At 60.4% G+C, this 20,676-nt stretch carries 21 protein-coding genes and 6 pseudogenes; 17 read left to right on the top strand and 10 right to left on the bottom strand.

The features are described 5' to 3' along the window. Positions 1-46 precede the first annotated feature (46 nt). The 9 genes from sufC to ACX12D_RS38220 all read left to right on the top strand — a co-directional run bounded on the left by sufC (position 47) and on the right by ACX12D_RS38220 (position 7,670). Positions 47-817 carry a Fe-S cluster assembly ATPase SufC gene (sufC, locus tag ACX12D_RS38180; protein ID WP_441639669.1) on the top strand — a complete coding sequence of 257 codons (771 nt, stop codon included), beginning with the start codon at positions 47-49 and terminating at the stop codon, positions 815-817. Next, positions 814-2,145, top strand: coding sequence for a Fe-S cluster assembly protein SufD (gene sufD / locus ACX12D_RS38185; RefSeq protein WP_459376975.1), 1,332 nt, complete (start codon positions 814-816; stop codon positions 2,143-2,145). Before sufC ends, sufD begins: the two co-directional genes overlap by 4 nt. Beyond that, the gene (locus ACX12D_RS38190) at positions 2,142-3,410 is read left to right on the top strand and encodes a SufS family cysteine desulfurase (protein ID WP_459376976.1); all 1,269 of its coding nucleotides are present in this window, start codon (positions 2,142-2,144) and stop codon (positions 3,408-3,410) included. The genes sufD and ACX12D_RS38190 overlap by 4 nt, the downstream gene beginning before the upstream one ends. Beyond that, positions 3,410-3,859, top strand: coding sequence for a Fe-S cluster assembly sulfur transfer protein SufU (gene sufU / locus ACX12D_RS38195; RefSeq protein ID WP_441639672.1), 450 nt, complete (start codon positions 3,410-3,412; stop codon positions 3,857-3,859). Before ACX12D_RS38190 ends, sufU begins: the two co-directional genes overlap by 1 nt. 4 nt (positions 3,860-3,863) lie before the next feature. Then, on the top strand, positions 3,864-4,232 hold the full coding sequence (locus ACX12D_RS38200) for an SUF system Fe-S cluster assembly protein (protein WP_459376977.1): 369 nt from the start codon (positions 3,864-3,866) through the stop codon (positions 4,230-4,232). Between the two features lies 1 nt (position 4,233). Next, complete coding sequence (locus ACX12D_RS38205) at positions 4,234-4,554, top strand: Rieske (2Fe-2S) protein (RefSeq protein WP_441639674.1); 321 nt, start codon at positions 4,234-4,236, stop codon at positions 4,552-4,554. 133 nt (positions 4,555-4,687) lie between these two features. Further along, positions 4,688-4,888: a DUF2905 domain-containing protein gene (locus tag ACX12D_RS38210; RefSeq protein ID WP_459376978.1), complete on the top strand. Its 201-nt coding sequence runs from the start codon at positions 4,688-4,690 to the stop codon at positions 4,886-4,888. Between the two features lie 177 nt (positions 4,889-5,065). Continuing rightward, a complete protein-coding gene (locus ACX12D_RS38215) occupies positions 5,066-5,797 on the top strand; it encodes an IS6 family transposase (RefSeq protein ID WP_459376979.1) in 732 nt (243 codons plus the stop codon). A gap of 712 nt (positions 5,798-6,509) precedes the next feature. After that, a complete protein-coding gene (locus tag ACX12D_RS38220; protein ID WP_459376980.1) occupies positions 6,510-7,670 on the top strand; it encodes a hypothetical protein in 1,161 nt (386 codons plus the stop codon). Between the two features lie 63 nt (positions 7,671-7,733). On the opposite strand, the pseudogene ACX12D_RS38225 reads toward ACX12D_RS38220, so the two are convergent. Then, positions 7,734-8,078 (bottom strand): annotated as a pseudogene (locus ACX12D_RS38225) (transposase); the annotation flags it as partial. A 275-nt stretch (positions 8,079-8,353) separates the two neighbouring features. Here ACX12D_RS38225 and ACX12D_RS38230 point away from each other — a divergent pair. Next, entirely contained in the window at positions 8,354-9,553 is a 1,200-nt protein-coding gene (locus ACX12D_RS38230) for a Fic family protein (RefSeq protein WP_459376981.1), read from the top strand. Positions 9,554-9,895: 342 nt separating this feature from the next. Here the strand turns inward: ACX12D_RS38230 and ACX12D_RS38235 are convergent, their stop codons facing one another. Further along, on the bottom strand, positions 9,896-10,852 hold the full coding sequence (locus ACX12D_RS38235; protein ID WP_459376982.1) for a LysR family transcriptional regulator: 957 nt from the start codon (positions 10,850-10,852) through the stop codon (positions 9,896-9,898). Positions 10,853-10,971: 119 nt separating this feature from the next. On the opposite strand from ACX12D_RS38235, the gene ACX12D_RS38240 reads away from it, so the two are divergent. After that, entirely contained in the window at positions 10,972-12,183 is a 1,212-nt protein-coding gene (locus ACX12D_RS38240) for an MFS transporter (RefSeq protein WP_459377449.1), read from the top strand. Between the two features lie 150 nt (positions 12,184-12,333). Here ACX12D_RS38240 and ACX12D_RS38245 read toward each other — a convergent pair. Then, positions 12,334-12,540, bottom strand: a pseudogene (locus ACX12D_RS38245) (transposase); the annotation flags it as partial. 105 nt (positions 12,541-12,645) lie between these two features. Further along, a complete protein-coding gene (locus ACX12D_RS38250) occupies positions 12,646-12,909 on the bottom strand; it encodes a hypothetical protein (RefSeq protein ID WP_459376983.1) in 264 nt (87 codons plus the stop codon). A 139-nt stretch (positions 12,910-13,048) separates the two neighbouring features. Between ACX12D_RS38250 and ACX12D_RS38255 the strand changes: the two genes are divergently transcribed. Then, complete coding sequence (locus ACX12D_RS38255) at positions 13,049-13,300, top strand: hypothetical protein (RefSeq protein WP_459376984.1); 252 nt, start codon at positions 13,049-13,051, stop codon at positions 13,298-13,300. A gap of 325 nt (positions 13,301-13,625) precedes the next feature. Here the strand turns inward: ACX12D_RS38255 and ACX12D_RS38260 are convergent, their stop codons facing one another. Beyond that, complete coding sequence (locus ACX12D_RS38260) at positions 13,626-14,129, bottom strand: helix-turn-helix transcriptional regulator (RefSeq protein ID WP_459376985.1); 504 nt, start codon at positions 14,127-14,129, stop codon at positions 13,626-13,628. A gap of 182 nt (positions 14,130-14,311) precedes the next feature. Between ACX12D_RS38260 and ACX12D_RS38265 the strand changes: the two genes are divergently transcribed. Continuing rightward, entirely contained in the window at positions 14,312-14,836 is a 525-nt protein-coding gene (locus ACX12D_RS38265) for a plasmid pRiA4b ORF-3 family protein (protein WP_459376986.1), read from the top strand. On the opposite strand, the pseudogene ACX12D_RS38270 reads toward ACX12D_RS38265, so the two are convergent. Beyond that, positions 14,725-14,978, bottom strand: a pseudogene (locus ACX12D_RS38270) (H-NS family nucleoid-associated regulatory protein). The gene ACX12D_RS38265 and the pseudogene ACX12D_RS38270 overlap by 112 nt on opposite strands. Before the next feature lie 436 nt (positions 14,979-15,414). Between ACX12D_RS38270 and ACX12D_RS38275 the strand changes: the two are divergent. The 3 genes and pseudogenes from ACX12D_RS38275 to ACX12D_RS38285 form a co-directional block, all read left to right on the top strand. Then, positions 15,415-15,837, top strand: coding sequence for a GNAT family N-acetyltransferase (locus tag ACX12D_RS38275; protein WP_459376987.1), 423 nt, complete (start codon positions 15,415-15,417; stop codon positions 15,835-15,837). Between the two features lie 285 nt (positions 15,838-16,122). Further along, a pseudogene (locus ACX12D_RS38280) lies at positions 16,123-16,308 on the top strand (hypothetical protein); the annotation flags it as partial. 108 nt (positions 16,309-16,416) lie between these two features. Continuing rightward, positions 16,417-16,732 (top strand): annotated as a pseudogene (locus ACX12D_RS38285) (catalase/peroxidase HPI); the annotation flags it as partial. Positions 16,733-16,969: 237 nt separating this feature from the next. On the opposite strand, the gene ACX12D_RS38290 reads toward ACX12D_RS38285, so the two are convergent. Next, positions 16,970-17,863, bottom strand: coding sequence for an MBL fold metallo-hydrolase (locus tag ACX12D_RS38290; RefSeq protein WP_459376988.1), 894 nt, complete (start codon positions 17,861-17,863; stop codon positions 16,970-16,972). Between the two features lie 143 nt (positions 17,864-18,006). Between ACX12D_RS38290 and ACX12D_RS38295 the strand changes: the two genes are divergently transcribed. Beyond that, on the top strand, positions 18,007-18,459 hold the full coding sequence (locus tag ACX12D_RS38295; protein WP_441639690.1) for a heavy metal-responsive transcriptional regulator: 453 nt from the start codon (positions 18,007-18,009) through the stop codon (positions 18,457-18,459). Here the strand turns inward: ACX12D_RS38295 and ACX12D_RS38300 are convergent. From ACX12D_RS38300 to ACX12D_RS38310, 3 genes and pseudogenes are all read right to left on the bottom strand, one after another. After that, a pseudogene (locus ACX12D_RS38300) lies at positions 18,455-18,574 on the bottom strand (MBL fold metallo-hydrolase); the annotation flags it as partial. The gene ACX12D_RS38295 and the pseudogene ACX12D_RS38300 overlap by 5 nt on opposite strands. A 23-nt stretch (positions 18,575-18,597) precedes the next feature. Then, positions 18,598-18,861, bottom strand: coding sequence for a hypothetical protein (locus ACX12D_RS38305; RefSeq protein ID WP_459376989.1), 264 nt, complete (start codon positions 18,859-18,861; stop codon positions 18,598-18,600). Positions 18,862-19,596: 735 nt separating this feature from the next. Next, positions 19,597-20,556, bottom strand: a complete 960-nt coding sequence (locus ACX12D_RS38310) for a LysR substrate-binding domain-containing protein (protein WP_459376990.1) — start codon at positions 20,554-20,556, stop codon at positions 19,597-19,599. Positions 20,557-20,676 lie beyond the last annotated feature (120 nt).

Below are 20,676 nucleotides of genomic sequence, written 5' to 3' on the forward strand. Positions count from 1 at the left end.
CCGCATTGGCGTCGTGTCGGAGCCACATTGGAGCAAGAGGCCAGCCATGCTTGAAATCCGCAACCTGCACGTCTCAGTCGACGACAAGCCCATCCTGCACGGCATCGACCTTACCGTGAAGGCTGGGGAAGTGCACGCCATCATGGGCCCCAACGGCTCCGGCAAGAGCACCCTTGCCCATGTGCTGGCCGGACGGGACCGCTACGTCGTCGTCGCGGGTGAAGTTCTCTACGATGGCGCGAACCTGCTCGGCATGCCGCCCGAAGAGCGGGCACGCGCGGGTGTCTTCCTGGCCTTCCAGTATCCGGTGGAAATCCCCGGCGTCTCGAACATCTATCTGCTCAAGGCAGGGCTCAACGCGATCCGCAAGCATCGCGGCGAGCCGGAGCTGGATGCCATGGACTTTCTCGCGCTGGTCAAGGACAAGCTCAGGCTCATGGAGATGGACCCAAGCCTGCTTTACCGCGCCGTGAACGAGGGCTTTTCCGGTGGCGAAAAGAAACGCAACGAGATCCTGCAAATGGCGGTGCTGGAGCCACGGCTCGCCATTCTCGACGAGACCGATTCCGGCCTCGACATCGATGCGCTCAAGATCGTCGCCAGCGGCATCGGCGCCATGCGCGGCCCCCAACGCGCCATCGTACTGGTTACCCACTACCAGCGGCTGCTCAATTACATCGTGCCGGATCGCGTGCACGTGCTGGCGCAGGGCCGCATTGCCAGGTCCGGCGGGCCCGAGCTGGCGCTCGAACTGGAGCGTCATGGCTACGTGGGGATGGAGGCGCCGGCCTTCGCTGGCGTGGAGGCCTCGGCATGAGCGCAACCGGCGTGGAACACTATCTTGCCGAATTCGCCCGCGTCGAGGCTGCATTGCCCGGCCGGCGGCTGGCCTGGCTTGCGCGCGCGCGCAAGCAGGCAATGGAACACTTCGCGCAAGCCGGGTTGCCGACGCTGCGCCACGAGGACTGGAAATACAGCAGCGTGGCCGCGATCGAGCGAAGCCGCTTTGCCGCGGGGCCGGCGCAGTCTGGCGACAAGCCGGACGCCGCCCTGGCTGCGCGGATCGAGACGCTCGCTTTGCCCGGCGCGTACCTGATGGTATTCGTCAATGGCCGCCACCAGCCGCAATGGTCGCGTATCGGTATGCTGCCGGCAGGGGCTGAACTCCTCAGCCTCGCCGCCATGCTGGAGCGCACACCGGAGCCTGTGGAAGCGCTGCTTTGCCGCCCCGCGAGCGACTACCCGTCCGGCTTCGCTGCCTTGAACACCGCGTTCATGGCCGATGGCGCCTATATCCGCCTGGCCGCCGGCACCGCTGCCGACGCGCCGATCCACCTGCTGTTCATCGCCACCGAGCCGGAGCTGGTCACCCATACGCGTAATCTCGTGATGGCGGAAGAAGGCAGCCGTGTGTGCATCGTGGAGCACCACGTGGGTGTGGACGGCCTCGCTTATTTCACCAATAGCGTTACCGACATCATCGCCGCGCGTGGCGCGCACGTCGAACATCACAAGGTGCAGCAAGAGAGCCTCAAGGCGTTCCACATCGCCGGCGTGAATATGGACCAGCAGCACGGCAGCCACTTCACCTCCAGTGCGTTCGCCCTGGGCGGCGCTCTGGCGCGGGCCGACATCCAGGTCGGGCTGAATGCCGAGCGCGCCGAATGCTCGCTCGACGGGCTGTACATGACCGGCGGCCGGCAGCATATCGACCACCACACCCGTATCGACCACGCCAGGCCGGAAGGCAAGAGCCGCGAGTTCTATAAAGGCGTGCTGTCCGGCGCCTCGCGTGCCGTGTTCAACGGCAAGGTGGTGGTGCATGCCGATGCCCAGCGTACCGATGCGCACCAGTCCAACCGCAACCTGCTCTTGTCCGAGCATGCCGAAGTCGACACCAAGCCACAGCTGGAGATCTACGCCGACGACGTCAAATGCAGCCACGGCGCCACCGTCGGCCAGCTCGATCCCGAGCAGATTTACTACCTGCGCTCGCGCGGGTTGGACGATGCGTCGGCGCGGGCGCTGCTGACCTTCGCCTTCGCCGAAGAGATGGTCAACCGGCTAGGCGTGGTTTCCTTGCGCGCGCGGCTGGAGACGCTCCTGCGCGGCCACTTGCCCGAGCCGCTGAGGGTGCTGACATGAACACGGTCGCGCATGAACTCAGGGCCCTGTGGGGTACGGCACCGGCTGCTGGCCTGGACGTCATGCGGCTGCGCTGGGACTTCCCCATCCTGCGGCAGACGGTCAACGGCAAGCCGCTGGTCTATCTGGACAACGCCGCCACCAGCCAGAAGCCACAGAGCGTGATTGACTGCGAGGCGCATTACTACGCCGCGCTCAATGCCAACATCCATCGTGGCGTGCATACCCTGAGCCAACTAGCAACCGATGCCTACGAGGCGACGCGCGACGCTACGCAAGGCTTGATCCATGCGGCCCGGCGTGAGGAGATCGTGTTCCTGCGCGGAACCACGGAGGCGATCAACCTGGTGGCGGCGAGCTACGGACAGCGCCTGCGGGCCGGCGACGAGATCCTGATCAGCGCGATGGAGCACCATTCCAATATCGTGCCGTGGCAGATGCTGTGCGAGCGCACAGGTGCCATCCTGCAGGTGGCGCCGATCAACGATGCGGGCGAACTGCTGCTGGAAGAATTCGAGCGCCTGCTTGGCCCACGCACCAGGCTGGTTGCCGTGACCCATCTCTCCAATGCCCTCGGCACGGTCAACCCGGTGCGGTACCTCATTGAACTGGCGCATGCCAGGGGCATTCCGGTGCTGGTCGACGGCGCCCAGGCCGTGCCGCACTTCAAGGTTGACGTGCAGGCGCTGGATTGCGATTTCTACGCATTCTCGGGGCACAAACTCTACGGCCCCACCGGCATTGGCGTGCTCTACGGCAAGGCCGCGCTACTCGATGCCATGCCGCCTTACCAGGGCGGGGGCGACATGATTCGCGAGGTCACATTCCGCAAGACCAGCTACAACGAGCTGCCCTTCAAGTTCGAGGCCGGCACGCCCAATATCGCCGGCGTGATCGGCCTGGGCGCGGCGATCGACTATGTGAGCGCGGTTGGCCTGGAAGCCATCGCGGCCCACGAGCACGCGCTGCTCGCCTACGCCACCGGGCAGGCGGCGCAGATTGCCGGCCTGCGCATCATCGGTACGGCCGCGGAAAAGGCGAGCATTCTCTCGTTCGTCCTGGATGGCGTGCATCCCCATGATGCCGGCACCATCCTCGACCTGGAAGGCGTTGCGGTCCGTGCGGGCCACCATTGCGCGATGCCCGTGATGGAGCGGTTCGGTGTGCCTGCCACGGTGCGGGCATCCTTCGCGCTATACAACACGCGAGAGGAAGTGGATGCGTTGTTCCGTGCCGTGCGCAAGGCACAGGAGGTATTTGCCTGATGTCCGATCTACTCGATCTTTACCGGGAAGTTGTGGTCGACCACAGCCGCTCGCCCCGCAATTGCAGGCGGCTGACGGGGGCGAACCGCAGCGCCGAGGGGTTCAACCCGCTGTGCGGTGACCGGCTGAGGCTGTACCTGAAGGTCAGCGATGGCGTGATCGAGGATGCGAGCTTCGAGGGTTCCGGCTGCGCTATCTCCACCGCCTCGGCGTCACTGATGACCGAGGCGCTCAAGGGTAAGACCGAGGCGCAGGCGCAGGCGCTGTTTTCCGGCTTCCATTCACTCGTGACCGGATCTGGCGCGGAGCAGGCCGGCGCGCCGCTGGGCAAGCTGGCGGTGCTGGGCGGCGTACGGGAGTTTCCGGCACGTGTGAAGTGCGCGACGCTGGCCTGGCATGCCATGCAAGCCGCCTTGCAAGGCAGCGCCCAGCCGGTCTCAACGGAGTGATGCGATGAGCATGATCGATTGGCTGCGCAAGGCCGAGGTGCATGAAGACAGGCTCGAGCCTGGCCCCGACACGATGGAGGGCCGGGTGATAGAGGCGCTGCGCACCGTCTATGACCCGGAGATCCCGGTCAATATCTACGACCTGGGACTGGTCTACAGCCTGTCCGTGGACGAATCCGCCGGTAAGGTGGGCATCCGCATGACGCTGACCGCGCCGGGCTGCCCGGTGGCGCAGACCTTCCCCGGCGTGGTCGAGAGTGCCGTCATGGAAGTTGGCGGCGTGGATGAGGTCGAGGTTGAACTGGTATGGGATCCGCCTTGGTCGCGAGAGCGGATGAGCGAGGTGGCGCGGCTGGAACTGGGGTTGCTCTGAGATGAGCGAATGGATCGATGTCGCCGCGGCCGACGAATTCGCGCCCGGGACGTGCCGCACGGTTGACGTCGACGGCTTGCAGGTCGCGGTATTCAATGTGGGTGGCCACTACTACGCGGTCGAGGACATGTGTTCCCACGAGGCGGAGCCTCTCTGTGGCGGCGACGTCGAAGGCCAGGAGGTCGTCTGCCCGCGCCACGGCGCGCATTTTTCCCTCATCACGGGGGCGGCGCTATCTCCTCCGGCATACGACCCGGTGGCGATTTTCCCGGTCCGGGTCGTGGGCGGCAAGGTGCAGGTCAAGGATGATCGCTGGGACTAGGTGGCAACGTGCTTCATCTCCAATCCCAAATCCCTCTTCAGCTTTCCGGGCAGCAGCTTCGGTTGGCAGCCGCACGCTACGCGACGTCGGCGAGAGCGGATACCGTGCACTATCCAACATGCGGAGGTCGGCCATGTCGCGCATGCTTATCGTCCTTGGCCTGATCGTGGTAGCTGGAGGACTGCTCTGGCCCTGGCTGTCCGGGCTCGGATTCGGTCACTTGCCCGGGGATATCGTTATTCATCGTCATAATTTTCACCTGTACCTTCCGATTACGACTTCGCTGCTCGTCAGTGCGGCGGCATCGTTCATTCTTTGGTTAATAGGTCGGTGAAGCCGGCACCTGGTCTGTTACCCGGGTGTCGGCGCGTGATTGCGGCAGGAACCGCACACAGTTGACCGGCCTTCCCGCGAGACCAGCCTCTCTTAGGACCGAACCGCCAATCCGCGGGCTGTGGCGTTGTTGTTCGGGCATTGTCACGTTGGGAAGCCGGTCGCGTAAGATAGAGCGATGAGGAAGAAATCGCTCTATCACGGCCACCGTTTCCCGCCGGTAGTCATCAGCCACGCGGTACGCTGGTACTTCCGGTTCAATCTCAGCCTGCGTGACATTGACGAATTGCTGTTCGAGCGCGGCGTGATCGTCAGCTACGAGACGATTCGCCGCTGGTGCGACAAGTCCGGCGCGGGCTTCGCGCATCGCGTCAAAGCTGCGCGCCGCAAGCCGGGCACCACCTGGCATCTGGACGAGATGTTCGTAAAGCTTCGCGGCGAACCTTACCTGCCGTGGCGCGCGGTCGATGAGCATGGCGCCGAACTCGGCATCCTACCGCAGAGGCGCCGCGACAAGGCCGCGGCCAAACGTTTCTTCCTGTTCGTGCTGCGTTCCTGCCCGGCGCCGCGCAAGATTGTCACTGATCAACTGCGCAGCTACCCGGCCGCAAAGGCCGACATCCCGGAGTTGGCCAACGTCAAGCACGTGTTCGTGAAGGCCGCCGCCCGCGTGAACAATCGGGCCGAGAACAGCCACCAGCCGACTCGTGAGCGGGAGCGGCGCATGCGTGGATTCCGCGACCGGGTGCGCACCCAGGCCTTCCTCTCGAACTTCGGTCCAATCCGCCAGCATTTCGCGCTCAAGCGTCATTTGCTTAGCGCTTCGCTTTATCGCAAGCACCTCGCCGTGAGATTCGCTACCTGGCACGAATTCACTGAAGTGGCCCAAAATCCATCAATCGCCTCCTGAGCAATGGGCACGCTCGCCACAGCCTTGTCTTCCTATCGGCAAGTTGACAGAGCCCGCGGCAATGATGTTGATTCGATGCGAGGCCATGCACAGCCGCCTGCAGAATCAGCCTGTTTCCGAAGACGCTGCGGATGCCGACGAGTCGCCGCGTGCCCGATGTATGGCGTCCTGAACTCGCAGCAATCCTAACCGATCCGCAGTTCCCCCCTGTGTGACGGTAGCGGGCGGTCGCACGCGCCAGCCTGGAGGACGTACTCGCCAAGGCTGACGCGGTGCTGGTGACTAATGACCAGACGTTCCGGCGCGTCCCTCGGCTAGTGGTGGAGGACTGGACGATGCCGAGCGGAAATTGACCGTACAGTTGGCCATCTGCGGGTTGGGGGCTCTCAAAACGACCATTTACAATCTGGCGAACCACGAGCAAAGGCAGCAACGGCGAACTGGCCACGTTGCGCTGAGCCGGCAGGCAGTGCTATTAGACCTTCCACCCGGCACCTGGGCTAGGTGCGCCCCTCGGTCAGCGGATTTCTGTGCTATGCCGGCGGCAAAACGCGCTTCGTAATCTGCTGGCCACGTGAGTGGGTATTCCTGGGAGGCGCCAAGACGCCCCGCTCCCGAGCGCATATGCCTCATCAGGCATTTATCATTATTTATTTGCAAAGGATAAATTATCTTGATAGGATAAATGCTGATAAACGCACCAGGAAGACGCATGTCCGAGCCGTCCGCCGCCTCCGAACGTTACACCTTTCGCCGCCCCGCGTTGGCGGCAAGCTTCTGCGCAGCCCTGGCCGGTGAGGGAATCCAGGATGCCCGCTCGGGCCTGTTCCTCGCGGCGCCGCGCCGGGTAGGGAAGTCCACGTTCCTGCGCGAGGACCTTACGCCAGCTGCCGAGCAGCGCGGCTGGGTCACCGTGTATGTCGACTTATGGTCGAACAAGGCGCACGACCCGGGCGAGCTGATCGCCGACGCCATCAAGCACAAAATTGCCGATCACGCCGGTGTCGTGGGCAAAGCCGCAAAGGCCGTCGGCCTCACCAAGGTCACCGTCATGGGCACCCTTGGGTTAGACCTCACCACCACGGGATTGCCTGCGGGCGTTACGCTCACGCAGACCCTTGAGGCGCTGCGCAAGGCCGCCAAGCAACCGGTTCTCTTGATCGTTGATGAAGCGCAGCATGCTCTGACCACGGAGAAGGGCGTGGAGGCAATGTTCGGCCTGAAGGCGGCGCGTGACGCGATGAACGTTTCGGGCAAGGCCCCGGACCTCATGCTGGTCTTCACCGGCTCAAGCCGGGACAAACTCGCGCACCTGGTCATGAATTCACGCATGCCGTTCTACGGCTCTCAGGTGACGCCGTTCCCGCTGCTCGATAGAAACTTTACCGACGAATTTACCAAGAGCGTGAACCGGGCGCTCGCCGGGGGCAATCAGTTTGAGCCGGAGGCCGTCTACGAAGCCTTCGTGATGGTCGGGCATCGCCCGGAGTTGCTGCGCCACCTGATTGGCACGATCGCACTGGCGAACGAATCGCCAAAGCTCAGTACCCGGCTCAAGGATGACGCGACGCTCGTCCAGGAGCGCTTGTGGCATGACGTCGAAAACGACTTCACATCATTGTCGCCACTTCAGCAGGCGGTAGTGCGTGTCATGGCTGGCAAGGATGGTCAATTCTCTCCCTTCGGAGAGAGCGCCATTTCCGCGTACAAGGCCCTTGTGCCGGATCATGTGAGCGTCAGCGCTGGGACGGTTCAAAATGCGATTGACGCCCTTCGTGAGCGCGAGATCGTATGGAAAGAGTCGCGAGGGTCGTACGAGATCGAAGATCAAGCGTGGCTGAATTGGCTCCGCGCCAGAGGCCTGACGTCCTGAAGAACGCGGCAATGCGATGCGCCAGGCGAGCGGTCACCGAAACGACTTGGTGACCTGACCCGGCTGGGCGGCCAAGTCGTGCCGCTCCAGCAAGTGAAGAAATCTCAAGATCGTGCTTTCGTCTGGCAACCGCGCCATGGCACCGTCCAGGTCAGCGAACTCGCGATAGAGCGGCACATCATGAAGCGCTTCTTCCATGGCCGGATCTGACAGATCGAACCACTGCTGCAGGAAGTGAACGCGCAATATCGTCCCGATCGGAAATGGTGGGCGTCAGGTCCTCTTATTGGGGCAATGGGGTTCGATCAGGGCAACCAGATCTGCCCAGGGGACCACCTGACTCATCTCATCCAAGAACTCGCGCTTGCGCGTGCGCTTTGTCGACAGGTTCAATCCCAATTCCCCCATTCGGCGGTACCTTCCCGCGACATGGCGACGATGGCTAGCCGCAATGGAGCAGCGATTCCATCAGAATCAGCCGCGGCAGCACCACCGCCGTAGGGACAACCCATAGAAGAACGCAACCCCGCAAAAAAAGGCACGTCCGTGCTGACATTTGAACTTAACTGGCGCTACGACAATTCAAGCAACCTTGACAAACAACCCACATGTGGCGTCAAACGTGAGCCGCAAATCTTGAAAAGCGGCTCACTATGTGAGCCGAATATGGCAAAATGCGGCTCATGAGCACGAATTCTTCCTGGATCTGGCGCCGCGCAGAATGGCCTGACTTCATTTATGACGCGCAGATGATCGCGCCTGACTTGGCGGAGGCCTACCGGATGCACGGTGTCGTCGAAGGCAAGGCCATGGCCATTGGCCTTGGAAGTACCAGCCAGGTCGCGCTGGATGCGCTATCCGATGAGGTGGTGGCCACGGCCGCCATTGAAGGGGAGCGCCTGTCGCTCGATGTTGTCCGGTCGTCAGTGATGAGACGGCTTGGCTTGGCGACGTCGGGGCCCACCGACCGCCATGTCGATGGGCTGGTTGGGGTCATCAGCGATGCCACAACAGCGTTTGATCTGCCCCTGGATAAGGACCGCTTGTACCGCTGGCAATCTGCGCTATTCCCTGGTGGCACGTCCGGCATCCACCGAATCGCCGTCGGCCGATACCGCGACCATGACGATCCGATGCAAATCGTAAGCGATCCGCCAGGCCGTGAAGTGGTGCATTACGAGGCACCCCCATCAAAGGACGTGCCAGCGCAGATGACGCGCTTCCTCGCGTGGTTTGCAGAGTCCTCGCCGGCGCAGGCCTTGCCGTTGACGTCGGACAGTAAGCTGATCGATGGCTTCGCTCGGGCTGCTATTGCGCACCTATGGTTCGAGAGCATTCACCCGTTTGAGGACGGCAACGGCCGTATTGGGAGGGCCATCGTTGATATGGCCATGGCACAGCATCTGCGACAACCGGTGCGCTTCTACAGTCTTTCGCGGCAGCTACTGACCTCGCGCTCGGCGTATTACGACGCCCTCAATCAAGCTCAACGTGGTGACGCCAACGTGACATCGTGGGTGCGGTGGTTTGCGCGCCAATGCACGGCGGCATGTCATGCCGCGAGCCAAGTCATCGACCAAGCGATCGAGAAGAGGCGCTTTTGGGAGAAGTATGAGGGCAGCGGGATTCATGAGCGGCAGCGCAAGGTGCTGCAGCGGCTTCTCGACGACGGGGACGGTGGCTTCCTGGGCGGCCTGAACGCTGAGAAGTACATGAAGATGACCGGCGTATCAAAGGCCACGGCTACACGCGACCTTTCGGAGATGGTCACGGGCGGGCAATTGTGGAGCCACGGTGTGGGCAAAGCGGTGCGCTATTACATCAACGTGCCGGGATGGACGCATGGTGTAGCTATGGAGCCCGATCCGGGTGAGGCCGTATAGCCACTTTTCCGTCACGACGGCGCGCCGTCAAGACAAGGAAGGTGCTACAAACTTGGTCAACAGCCCAGAGAAATCAACGCTTGAAGATGTCCTGGGTCCTGATAGGGGTCATCGAATGGGGGGACTTCCACGATACCCACGGTAACAATGGACATGAGGCTTCCCCTCCTGTGGTCGTGATGGCATTTCGACACGCCATCATGGCACCTTGATGCGGTTTGGCGGCTTCCGCCGCAGCCTCGGGACGGGGAAGTCCCTTTCATTCGCTAAGCCATGGGAGTCCCGGCCGGGCGCCGGCTACCGAGTCGCGAAGGCCTGATTCATCTGACGCGCCCGCTTGCATCAACCTGTCTTTGCGGATGTCAATGGTGAAGGGAGATCGGCTCGAATATCGTCGGATGCGTGCTGAAATCGGTCTATCAGAAAATCCAATAACGCCCGCACGCGGGGAGTCATGTACCGATTCTGGTGGAATACAGCATAGATTCCTGGCTCGCTTTCGATCAAATCTGGTAACAGGGCCTTGAGTGTGCCAGCACGAATATCCTCAGCCGCATCCCAGATCGTCTTGCGGGCAATGCCATATCCTGCCAGTGCCCATGCACGGGCCAACGCACCGTCATTGGTTTCCCACGCATTTTCCATCGCTACCGTGTGAGTCCAGTGCTTTCCCGCTGACGCAAAATGAAATTCGTTCAGGGGGCCGGCAGCCGTGACTAGGATGACGAACTGATGTGTAACCAAGTCTGCCGGGGTACGTGGCGTACCGTGTTTAGCCAGATATTCAGGAGACGCGCATAACACCCGCCAGTTTGGCGCGAGCCGACGTGCAATGAGCGAATCGTTATCTGGCTTTCCAAAACGAACCGCGAAGTCTACGTCATCGTGCAGCAGCTCCGAGAGCGAGTCGGTCAACGTCAGGGCGACTTTCAATTCTGGCTGCGCACGGATGAAGTCTTCCAGCCATTGATTAAGCTGATGACGACCAAAATCGGCTGATGCCGAAATACGAACTTTTCCACGCACCGCATTCTGACTCGCATGGAGCGCGTCTTCGGCGTCTTCAATGGCTCTCAGGGCGATGCAGCAATGTCGACGATATAGCCGGCCCTCTTCTGTCAAACGCAATTGCCTTGTACTGCGATCGAGCAACTTCGTGCGGAGCGCAGCTTCCAGTTTGGTCAGCCGAGCACTCGCAGCGGCTGGCGAAAAGCCCAGCTTGCGGCCCGCGGCAGACAGGCTGCCAAGTGCCGCCGCCTCCACGAACAAACGCATATCACCTAGTCGATCGGTCGCCATCTTTCATTTAGATTTGAATTTGATTCAATATACGCCCCAATTATCAAATCTATATGTACCAGCCAAACTACGTCCTTGCAACCCTGACTGAAAGACGACAGCGAGAGGTGGACGGCATGATGGACGAGAGTAGCGGTACGGTAGCGGAGAGGATCGAGTATGTGGCGCCGGCAGGCCGGCTTCCCATGTCAGGGTTGCTGGCGTTAACGATGGCTAGTTTTATTGCCACGGCGAACGAGACAGTGCCGGCTGGCTTGCTTCCGCAGATTGCTCAAGGATTTCATGTGACCGAGGCTTGGGCTGGGCAGCTTGTGACGAGCTGCGCACTCGGTTCAGGAATAGCCGCTATCCCGTTGACGGCAGCTACGAGCAAATGGCAACGGCGGCATGTCCTGTTGCTGGTGCTGGTTGCATTTCTCGTTTGCAATGCGATAACGGCAGCGTCCTCGCACTATGTACTGACACTGGTTGCGCGATTCGCAGTGGGGCTTGCCACGGGGCTTGCCTGGAGTCTCTTGGCAACCTATGCACGCCGTATGGTTCCCGTGTCCATGCAGGGCCGCGCGCTTGCGGTGGCAATGGTTGGCATCCCTTTAGCGTTATCGGTTGGCGTACCGTTGAGCGCCTGGCTCGGAACCATGATCGGCTGGCGCAGCGTTTTTGGCATCATGTCGGGAATGACCCTGGTGTTAATGGGCTGGGTTCTCTGGGCGGTTCCCGACTATCCCGGCCAGACGGCCGACGGTCGTTTGCCAATGAGGCAAGTCCTTGCCACTCCTGGCGTGCGACCTGTGCTGTTCGTCGTGATGGCTTGGATTCTTCCGCATTACATTCTCTACACCTATATCGCTCCCTTCCTGGCATCGGTTGGGCTAGCCGGCAATGTAGACTCCGTACTGCTTATCTTTGGCATGTCTGCCATGTTCGGCATATGGCTTGTCGGTTCTCTGGTTGACCGATGGCTGCGCCTTCTGGTGCTGACCGGACTGGGTGCTTTTGCCTTGGTTTCACTGACATTCGGCTTGGGAAGCACGTCGCTTGTAGTCATATGCGTTGGTGTGGCGATCTGGGGTTTGAGCTTTAGCGGTGCGCCGACGTTGTTGCAAACCGCATTGGCCGATGCAGCGGGTAATGGTGCTGACGTTGCGCAATCCATGCTGGTAACGGTATTCAATCTCTCGTTCGCCGGCAGCGGGATTATTGGCGGGATACTGCTTGAGTCCGCAGGTGCTAAATCTTTTCCTTGGGTAGTGCTGTTGATACTGATGATTGGTTTCCTCACTGCTTGGCGCGCGAACATCTATGGGTTTACGTCTGGCCCGCGTCGGTGAACTCTCGATCCAGCAGGGGGAAGGGCGTCACGCGTGAGCCGTAGAACGACATGCTTGCGTTTCATCACAAGGCGAGCGAGTTTGTCGCGGCTGGACCCCGTAAATGCGAGCATCAGATTGGGAGCCGCTCCGGACAGGTTCATAGCATCGCTCCTCCATGCCCTTGAGGCCGTCGGCGACCGCGATGAGGATATCTTGCGTGCCGCGCATCTTGAGATCATTGAAGACCTTCATCCAGAACATGGCGCCTTCGGTGGTTTCGATCCACCGGCCCAGGGTGTCGCGCGTGCCGTTGGACAGCACGCCCAAGACTAGATAGACCGCCTTGTTGCACACCACGCCATCCTCGCGCATCTTGCCACCACTGGTGGGCAGCCGCATAGAGACACGGTCCGCGAGAAATGGACTCGACTGTTTGTAGGGTGCGAAACGTACCCCACGGCCAGGGGAATCGTCAGACTCTCAATTGTCCGTCGGCGAGCGGTTGATTGGAACCGGTGCAAAGTCGAAATGCGCGGCGGCATACACGGCATTGCACGCCCATACTTCTTCCCCGTCCTTATAGAAGGTGACCCATTTGCCGTCGCTGAGGCATTGGGCGCCGGGGAAGACCTCATCATGGCCATTGGGACCGTCCAGCGGGAAGGGCGCGTGTGGCGTGGCCCAGTAGCGGCCAGTCGGTAAGGCCTCAATTGCTTTTCGGGACTTTCTCTTCAGTACCGCCATGCGCTGTCACTCAACGTGCTATTCAACTCCGCCGCGGCGAAACGTATTGTGTCAATCCTGCTACGGCGTGGCACCATCCCGAAACATTCTCGTGTAGTCTCACTGCCAGTCACCTCCTGCTGTACGGTTCAATTTAGCCATGGCGCAATACCTCCAAATTGCAGTCCGTGCCTTCGGCGTCGGCGCCATCATTGTGATTGCCGCCCTTGTCTCCCGGCAAGTATATCTGCGGGTCGCCGCGGAATCTGGCAGTGCTGGCGGTGAAGAGGATCCCGCGGCAACGATGTTGATCCGGTGCGAGGCGATGCACAGCCGCCTGCGGAATCGACCTGTTTCCGAAGACGTTGCGGATGCTGACGAGACGCCGCGTGCCCGTTGTATGGAGTCCTGAGCTGCCACTATCCCTCCATCGCCAGAGCACAAAAAACTACCGCATTGCCGCTTAGTCAGTCCCCGCTTTGGCGCGGTCTCCCGAGGCCCATCGCTCGAATGGAGGTACAGCCAGGTGCACGTTCGCCAAGCCTGAAGCTGTGCAGCAAGCTGCTGCACAATTGGTCAGTGCACTGACGTAGAAAGCGAGAGGGTACCGGAGCATCAGGACCGTCCCGCCCCCGAAGGTCCAGAACGGCTCGATACCTCATGCTTCCTGATCTCCTCAATCAGCGTGAAGGCGTGGGGGAATTGGCTCTCCCAGACGTCACCCTGGTGCTCAATCTTCATGCCCACAGCCCTCCGCGTGTCGCCGTCAATGACTGCGCGAGCCGTCTGAGGTTCTTCCAGATGTCGGCAGGTTTCCGGTGCTGCTTCGCCGCCACCTCGGCCACTACCTTGGTGACGAGCTGCAGTGGCGCCTCATCCAAGACCTGGGCTACTTGCGGCCGAAACTCCGCCGGCACCTCGCCAGTAGCCAGCGCCCATTCAAGCTGCTCAGGCGTGAGCTCGCCCGTGTAACCGACGTTTGCGCCCTTCACGGCCATCCATAGCGCGCGGGTCGGCGTGCCCCTGGCCTGGCGGTCGGCTTCGGGATCGTACACATCAAGCGCCAGGCCGAGGACGTCCATCAGACGGCCCAGCGTCTCGAGCGTGGCGTTCACGGTTCCATGCTCGATGCCGTTTAGGGACTGTCGCGACAGTTTGGCCATATCCGCCAGTTGCTGTTGGGTCAGGCCAAGGGCGATCCGCTTGTGTTGAATGGTATTACCCAGGAGGGCAGGGTTCATGGCGAGAATTTCCGATCGATGTGTCAGGTATAGACGACATCTACGGACAAATGTTCCTTCGGTAATTGGCCTGCTAGAGGGATGGCCCAGCACGGCCTGACCCTGGCCCACCTGCAGGCCGCGGACTGCTTTACTGTGACGCCACGGACCCTAACCCCTGGGGCGCAGGCGGCCTTTCTGTCATGCTCATGTCCTTCGATCCTCCTCCACCAGCGATCGCCGCTCTCCAGTTGCGAATCAGCCTGAGCGGCCTGAGCCCGCCGGTTTGGCGACGCGTCCTCGTTCCTGAGCACTTGACGCTCGGACAATTGCACAATGTCATCCAGGTAGTCATGGGCTGGGCCGACGAGCATCCGCACACGTTCAGCATTCGTGGCAGGCGTTACGGCGAAGCTCATGAGGGCGTCTTGCAGTTCTCCACCGCGGCAAACGAACTGCCGCTGACCGCGTTTCGTCTCCGCGAACACGAAGGCTTCGTCTATGTGTCTGACTTCAATGCGTGGTGGCGCCACGAGATACGGGTGGAGCGGCGTAGGCTGCGGCAACATCCTGGCGGGCTGCCAGGAGCCGCCACCAGCGAGAAGGCAGAGGGCCGCTACGCGCCGACCCGGAAATGCTCCGCCGACTGCCCCGCATTGACGGCCCGCTGCAGCCAGGCCGGCATCTCGCCCTGCCCGTCCCATTTCTGCCCTTCGGCGTCGCGGTAGGTGCGCGTTGGCGCGGGTGCGGAGGCGCCGCCTTCTCGGCGAAGCAGCCGGCCGCCAGCAGGTCGATCAGGGTCAGGCCGTGCCTGGCCATTTGCACACGGATCCAGACCGTGGCTGCGGCGCGCTCAATCTCAAGAGACATAGGTATAACGTTTTGGGAGTCGGAAAGGTGCAACGATTTGGGCCGCACAATCAATCATCATTGCCGGCATCCCACACGGCCTGCATCGCCGCCATGCGCCGCGCCGCCTCGGTGGTCACGTAGCGCGTTGTGGTGTCGAGCGAGGCGTGGCCCGCATTCTGTTGCACCACCTCGAGCGGCGCCCCGGCCGCCAGCGCATGGGAATATGTGTATGCCGCAGCCAGTGTGTGCTAGCGGCATACAGCCGCGCCGCGCGGGTCAGCCAGCCGCAGCGTACCAGCGCAGGCCGTGAAGAATCCCTTGATCTGCTTGGCGAGCGTGACGGTACCGATGCCGGCGGCGGCCCGCAACCGGCCACGCAACGCATCCGGCGGGTTAGAATGTACGAGCCCGCATCCGGCCACGAACAGACGTTTATCCCTAGTATCGATTTAGGATGAGTATTTTAATACGTGAATTTAAAGAGGCTGATCGAGAGGCATTGCAACATTTATATGTGATCACTCGGAACGCCACTTTCTTCTGGAATCATGTCGAGTTACACCAAACGATAGATTTTGATGTGCATACCAGCGGCGAGAAAATCCTAGTAGCCATCGAAGGAATAGAGATTATTGGCTTTGCTTCAATCTGGGAAGCTGATAGCTTTTTGCACAATCTATTTGTTCATCCAACGGCCCAACGCCAAGGGGTAGGTCGAGCGCTCCTGGATAGCTGTACTAAGTATTTCTCCAACACGCCGACGCTCAAATGCCTCAAGGCCAACGCTAACGCAATGCAGTTCTACAAATCCCAAGGATGGCAAATTCTCCGAGAGGAGCTTGGACCTGATGGGCCGTACTTTCTTTTGTCTGCATAAGCTACGAGTTTGCCATTCGTGACTATCTGTGACTTTCTCATCTGGACAAGATGATAGCCTGCTCCGCAGACCGGACTCGGTCTGCAGCAGACCGCAAAGCGTTACTCTCTCCGCTCCATTTGAAAAGAATTGAGCGGATTTGGATTTATATATAGTGTCGGATAATAATTTTTCGACTCTAGAGCGAGAAGCCAGAATTTCTATAATAGGAAAACATCTGCAATCCAGCTATTTCGGGATCTCCGATATTTATCCGTTTTCAATAATTTGAAATAATAAACGCTCCGCGAAAAATGGCCACCCGAGTCGTTCGGGCCAATCGCCCGAACACGGCTAGAGGGCATCGATCTCCGGGGCGTCTTTCGCTTCCCAGTTGAGCGCTACGTCGGACAACTACTGCCGTCACAAACTGCACCCAAAACAAGCGCTGCGTGCCGAAATCGAGTTCGCAATGACGCCGTTTGCGGTTGATCGATGGAAAAACAGAGATTCTATATTAATCAATAACTTACGGGGGCATTCCCGCACTGATGCTGGGCTTGCGAACCGTCGCAAATTGCACCGAAATCAAAGCTACCCCATACAGGGAAAGATGCGCACGGCGTCTTCACCGACCGCCCGGAAACGCTGACCAACGACTTCTTCCGCAACCTGCTCGACATGGGCGTGGAATGGAAGGCGCTCGCCCGGGATGTGTTCGAGGGACGTGACCGTAAGACGGGGCAGGTCAAGTGGACCGGATCGCGGGTTGATCTGGTGTTCGGCTCACATGCTCAGCTCTGGGCCCTGTGCGAAGTCTACGCAAGCGAGGACGGGGCGGATAAGTTCGTCAAGGACTTCGTCGCTGCCCTGGGTCAAGGTGATGAACCTCGGCCGCTTCGATCTGCGTAAATGAGCGTTAAGTAAGGGGCAAATATGGGCGCCGCACCACGTTCGGCGCCCGTCCGGGCTTGAACAGACGTGATCGCTGCCTGGTTCTGGCAGCGAGCGTGATGCAGCGCACAGAGTCGCCAGGAGGCGCATTGGTGGCTGGAGTAGCACCTTAGCTGCTCCTTCCGAGCGTCCCGAAATCCAGGCTCCGTACGAGGTTCAGGGCAAGAAGGTGCGATCGCGAGCGCCGGCGGGCAAATGCTCATTCAACCCAGGCTGGAAAGTATCCCAGTGACGTCTGTACGTGCCCATCGTGCGCCGGCACCACGACAATATCTGGATGTCTGTCTATCAGCGCGCGAATCTGCTCCACAGCATCTTGTGTTTGTTCAATATCACCATCAACCAACCACCGCGCTGCCCAGAACTTCGGGCCACCAAGCTTCAATGCCTTCGCATTCCAGACTGCATCGCCCACCAGGAAGTACTGTGTACCGGAGTCGACTGATATAAACATGCCGATCGAACCGGGCGTATGACCGAGAAGAGGAACCAGCACGACCGTGCCGTCTCCATAGAGATCCCGGCTGCTCGCGAACCCTCTGTACGGCACCGGTTCAAATGCCAGGGTTTTCCATTTGATCGATTTCGCGCTGACTTGCGAGCGCCAGCTGCCGCCAACTCCATCAGTAGGGTCGTCTATCATCGACAGTTCTGCGGGATGCACCAGCACCGTGGAATTAGGGAAGTCGCTAATGCCGCTGGCATGATCCCAGTGGCTGTGGCTTAGGATGATCGTTTGAACGGGTTCCATGCGGGCGCGCAATAGTTGGTCGATCACCGGATCGACCGGGTCCTCGTATTTAAAAAATAGACTTTGCCACCAAGGCATAGATTTCCGATATTGATCGGCCACCTTCGAGCCCAGCCCTGAGTCAAACAGGAAGGTGTCATTACCGTGTTTCACCAGGAACGCAGAGAAGTTATTGCTCACCTTGCGAGTGAAGCTCCCACCTGTGTAGACCAGAGCCTCTATAACAGATAGCTCCGCAGTTCTGATGATCGAAAAGGCCACCTTGGGCTGGATCGAAGTCGAGTGGCTGCCTGGTGGCGAGCCATTGGCGGCGATAGCCGGCATGGCAATGGTGGACAGCAATAGAAGAACTAGCCTACGAAGCATGGCGTCACCTTTTTCAAATGGTTCTGGGATCCTGTGGATTGAATCCCACGCGTACCTTAAGCCTTGGTGTACACTCCAAGGTCAAGAAATATCAGGCATGTCGCATTGACGGGGGATAGGTGAATATCAGCGAGCTGGCGAGGGCAGTTGGCACAACTACGGATACCCTACGCCACTACGAAAAGGTGGGACTGTTGGAGCCACCCGCCCGGCTGGACAATGGCTATCGTTCATACGACGCAGAGGCCATCCGGCGCATTCAATTCGTCCGTAGCGCGCAAACGCTCGGGTTCTCGCTTGCGGAGATTCGAGAAATAATCCCGCAATTACTTAACGGCAAGTTTGGCCGAGCCGAGATCGAGCAACGCTTGAGTGCCAAGATCGGACAAATCGATGCTCATATCAAGGAGCTTCAGTCCTTGAGAAACGAGTTGGTCGCAACGGCCAACTCGCTGTCCTGTCCTCGGGACGCTCCGGTCACCATTGCATCCGCGACTAAGGCTCCCGCGATCCATAAGGCCAAGTTGCATACGGATAGGAGAATCTCAGCGCGCCGCAGTAAGCGCGGCTAGGCTCTCCCGGCATCACGATAAGGTAGCCGACGCCGTGCTCCATCAGCAAGCCAACCATTCCTTTTCCATGCCTGCATGCCATCGTCCTGATTTGCCCGCCGAGGAATGGCTGCAGTTCATGATGAGGTCTTCGAATGGCTAGTTGTCCGTCGGCGAGCGGTGGGTGGGAACCGATGCAAAGTCGAAATGGGCGGCAGCATACACGGCATTGCACGCCCAGACTTCTTCCCCGTCCTTATAGAAGGTGACCCATTTGCCGTCGCTCACGCATTGGGCGCCGGGGAAGACCTCATCATGGCCATTGGGACCGTCCAGCGGGAAGGGCGCGCGTGGCGTGGCCCAGTAGCGGCCAGTCGGTAAGGCCTCAATTGTTTTTTGGGACTTTCTCTTCAGTACCGCCATACGCTGTCACCCAACGTGCTATTCAACTCCGCCGCGGCGAAACGTATTGTGTCAATCCTGCAACGGCGTGGCACCCTCCCGAGACATCCTCGTGTAGTCTCACTGCAGGCACCTCCCGCTATACGGTCCAATTTAGCCATGGCGCAATACCTCCAAATTGCAGTCCGAGCCTTCGGCGTCGGCGCGACAATTGTGATTGTCGCCCTTGTCTCCCGACAAGTATATCTGTGGGTCGCCGCGGAATCTGGCAGTGCCGGCGTTGAAGAGGATCCCGCGGCAACGATGTTGATCCGATGCGAGGCGATGCACAGCCGCCTTCGGAATCGAACCGTTTCCGAAGACGCTGTGGATGCTGACGAGGCGCCGCGTGCCCGGTGTATGGAGTCCTGAGCTGCCGCTATCCCTCATCGCCAGGGCACAAAAAGCTACCGCGTTGCCGCTTAGTCAGTCCCCGCTTTGGCGCGGTCTCTAAGTCGAGGCCCGTTGCTCGAATGGAGGTACAGCCAGGTGTACGTTCGCCAAGCCTGAATTTGTGCAGCAAGCTGTTGCACAATTGTAGTCAGTGCACCGACGTAGAAAGCGAGAGGGTACCGGAGCATCGGGACCGTCCCGCCCCCGAAGGTCCAGAACAGCTCGATACCCCCGTGCTTCCTGACCTCCTCCATCAGCTAGATTATCTAGATTCGCTCAACTCTGAACTTTGTTCGCTTAACCGATCCCACTGCCTTAGCAAACCTACAGGGAGGGTGACGTCGGCAGGTCACCAAGGTTGTCCGCGTCGGATGCTTGGTCTTGCGCGCTTCCTCCGGTTTCCTGTAGCAGCCACGAAATGAAAATTTGGACGGCGGGGCTGTTGCACTTCTCCTGCAGGCAGACGAAGTAATAGGCTTTGGGCGAGATATAAGTGGCTGGCAACAGCCGCACGAGTCGCCCGGCGGCCAGGTCTTCGCCGGTCACGTATTCTGGCAGCAGGGCCACCCCCATCCCGCCCAGCGCGGCCTGCAAGCCCATGGTCAGCAGCGCGTAGCGAGGGCCGCGCAGCACGCGCGGGGGCATAATGCCGATGATCTGGAAGTAGGCGGTCCAAGCTTCCAGCGCGGCGGTTTGGTGCAGCAGCGGCAGGCGCTGCAGCGCGGCCTCGCCGCTCTCGCCGCTCTGGAGGAGTTCGGGCACGCATACGGGGAACAGGGCTAGCGGCATCACCTTGACGCCGAAGTGGCCTTCGGCAGGACCACCGCAGTACATGATGGCGGCGTCGAGGCGGGAGGCGCGCAAGTCGACGGGGCCGACCTTGGTGGTGACGTTGACCTGGATATGGGGATGCTGCTTGGCAAAGCGCAGCAGGCGAGGCAGTAGCCAGATATTACCCAACGACACCGGCACCGAGATATCGAGCCGCCCTCCGCGGCCGCGACCCGTCATCACTTCCAGGGTCGCCTCCTCCAGATCGGCGATGACCCGCCGAACCGCGTGCAGGTATTGCTCTCCAGCTTGGGTGGGTGTCACTGAGCCCTTGCGACGTTTCAGCATCGGCAGGCCAAGGTAGTCCTCCAGCTCCGTGAGTTGCTTGCTGACAGCACTCTGGGTCAGGCACAACTCCTCGGCGGCCTCGGTCACGCTGGCGAGGCGTAGCGTGGCTTCGAACGCTACCAGATGGGTGAGGGCGGGCAGGTGCCTGCCGCTGGTGCTTCTCATTTGATGGTTCCTGGGCGGCAATCGGCCATTGCCGCCAATGGTGACGCGAATGATCCGACATCATAGTACAGGGCGCGCGAGGCACGTGCCGCGCGCGCCCTGTCGGATGCGTACTTCCGA

The sequence above is a fragment of the Cupriavidus sp. PET2-C1 genome, assembly GCF_054515855.1.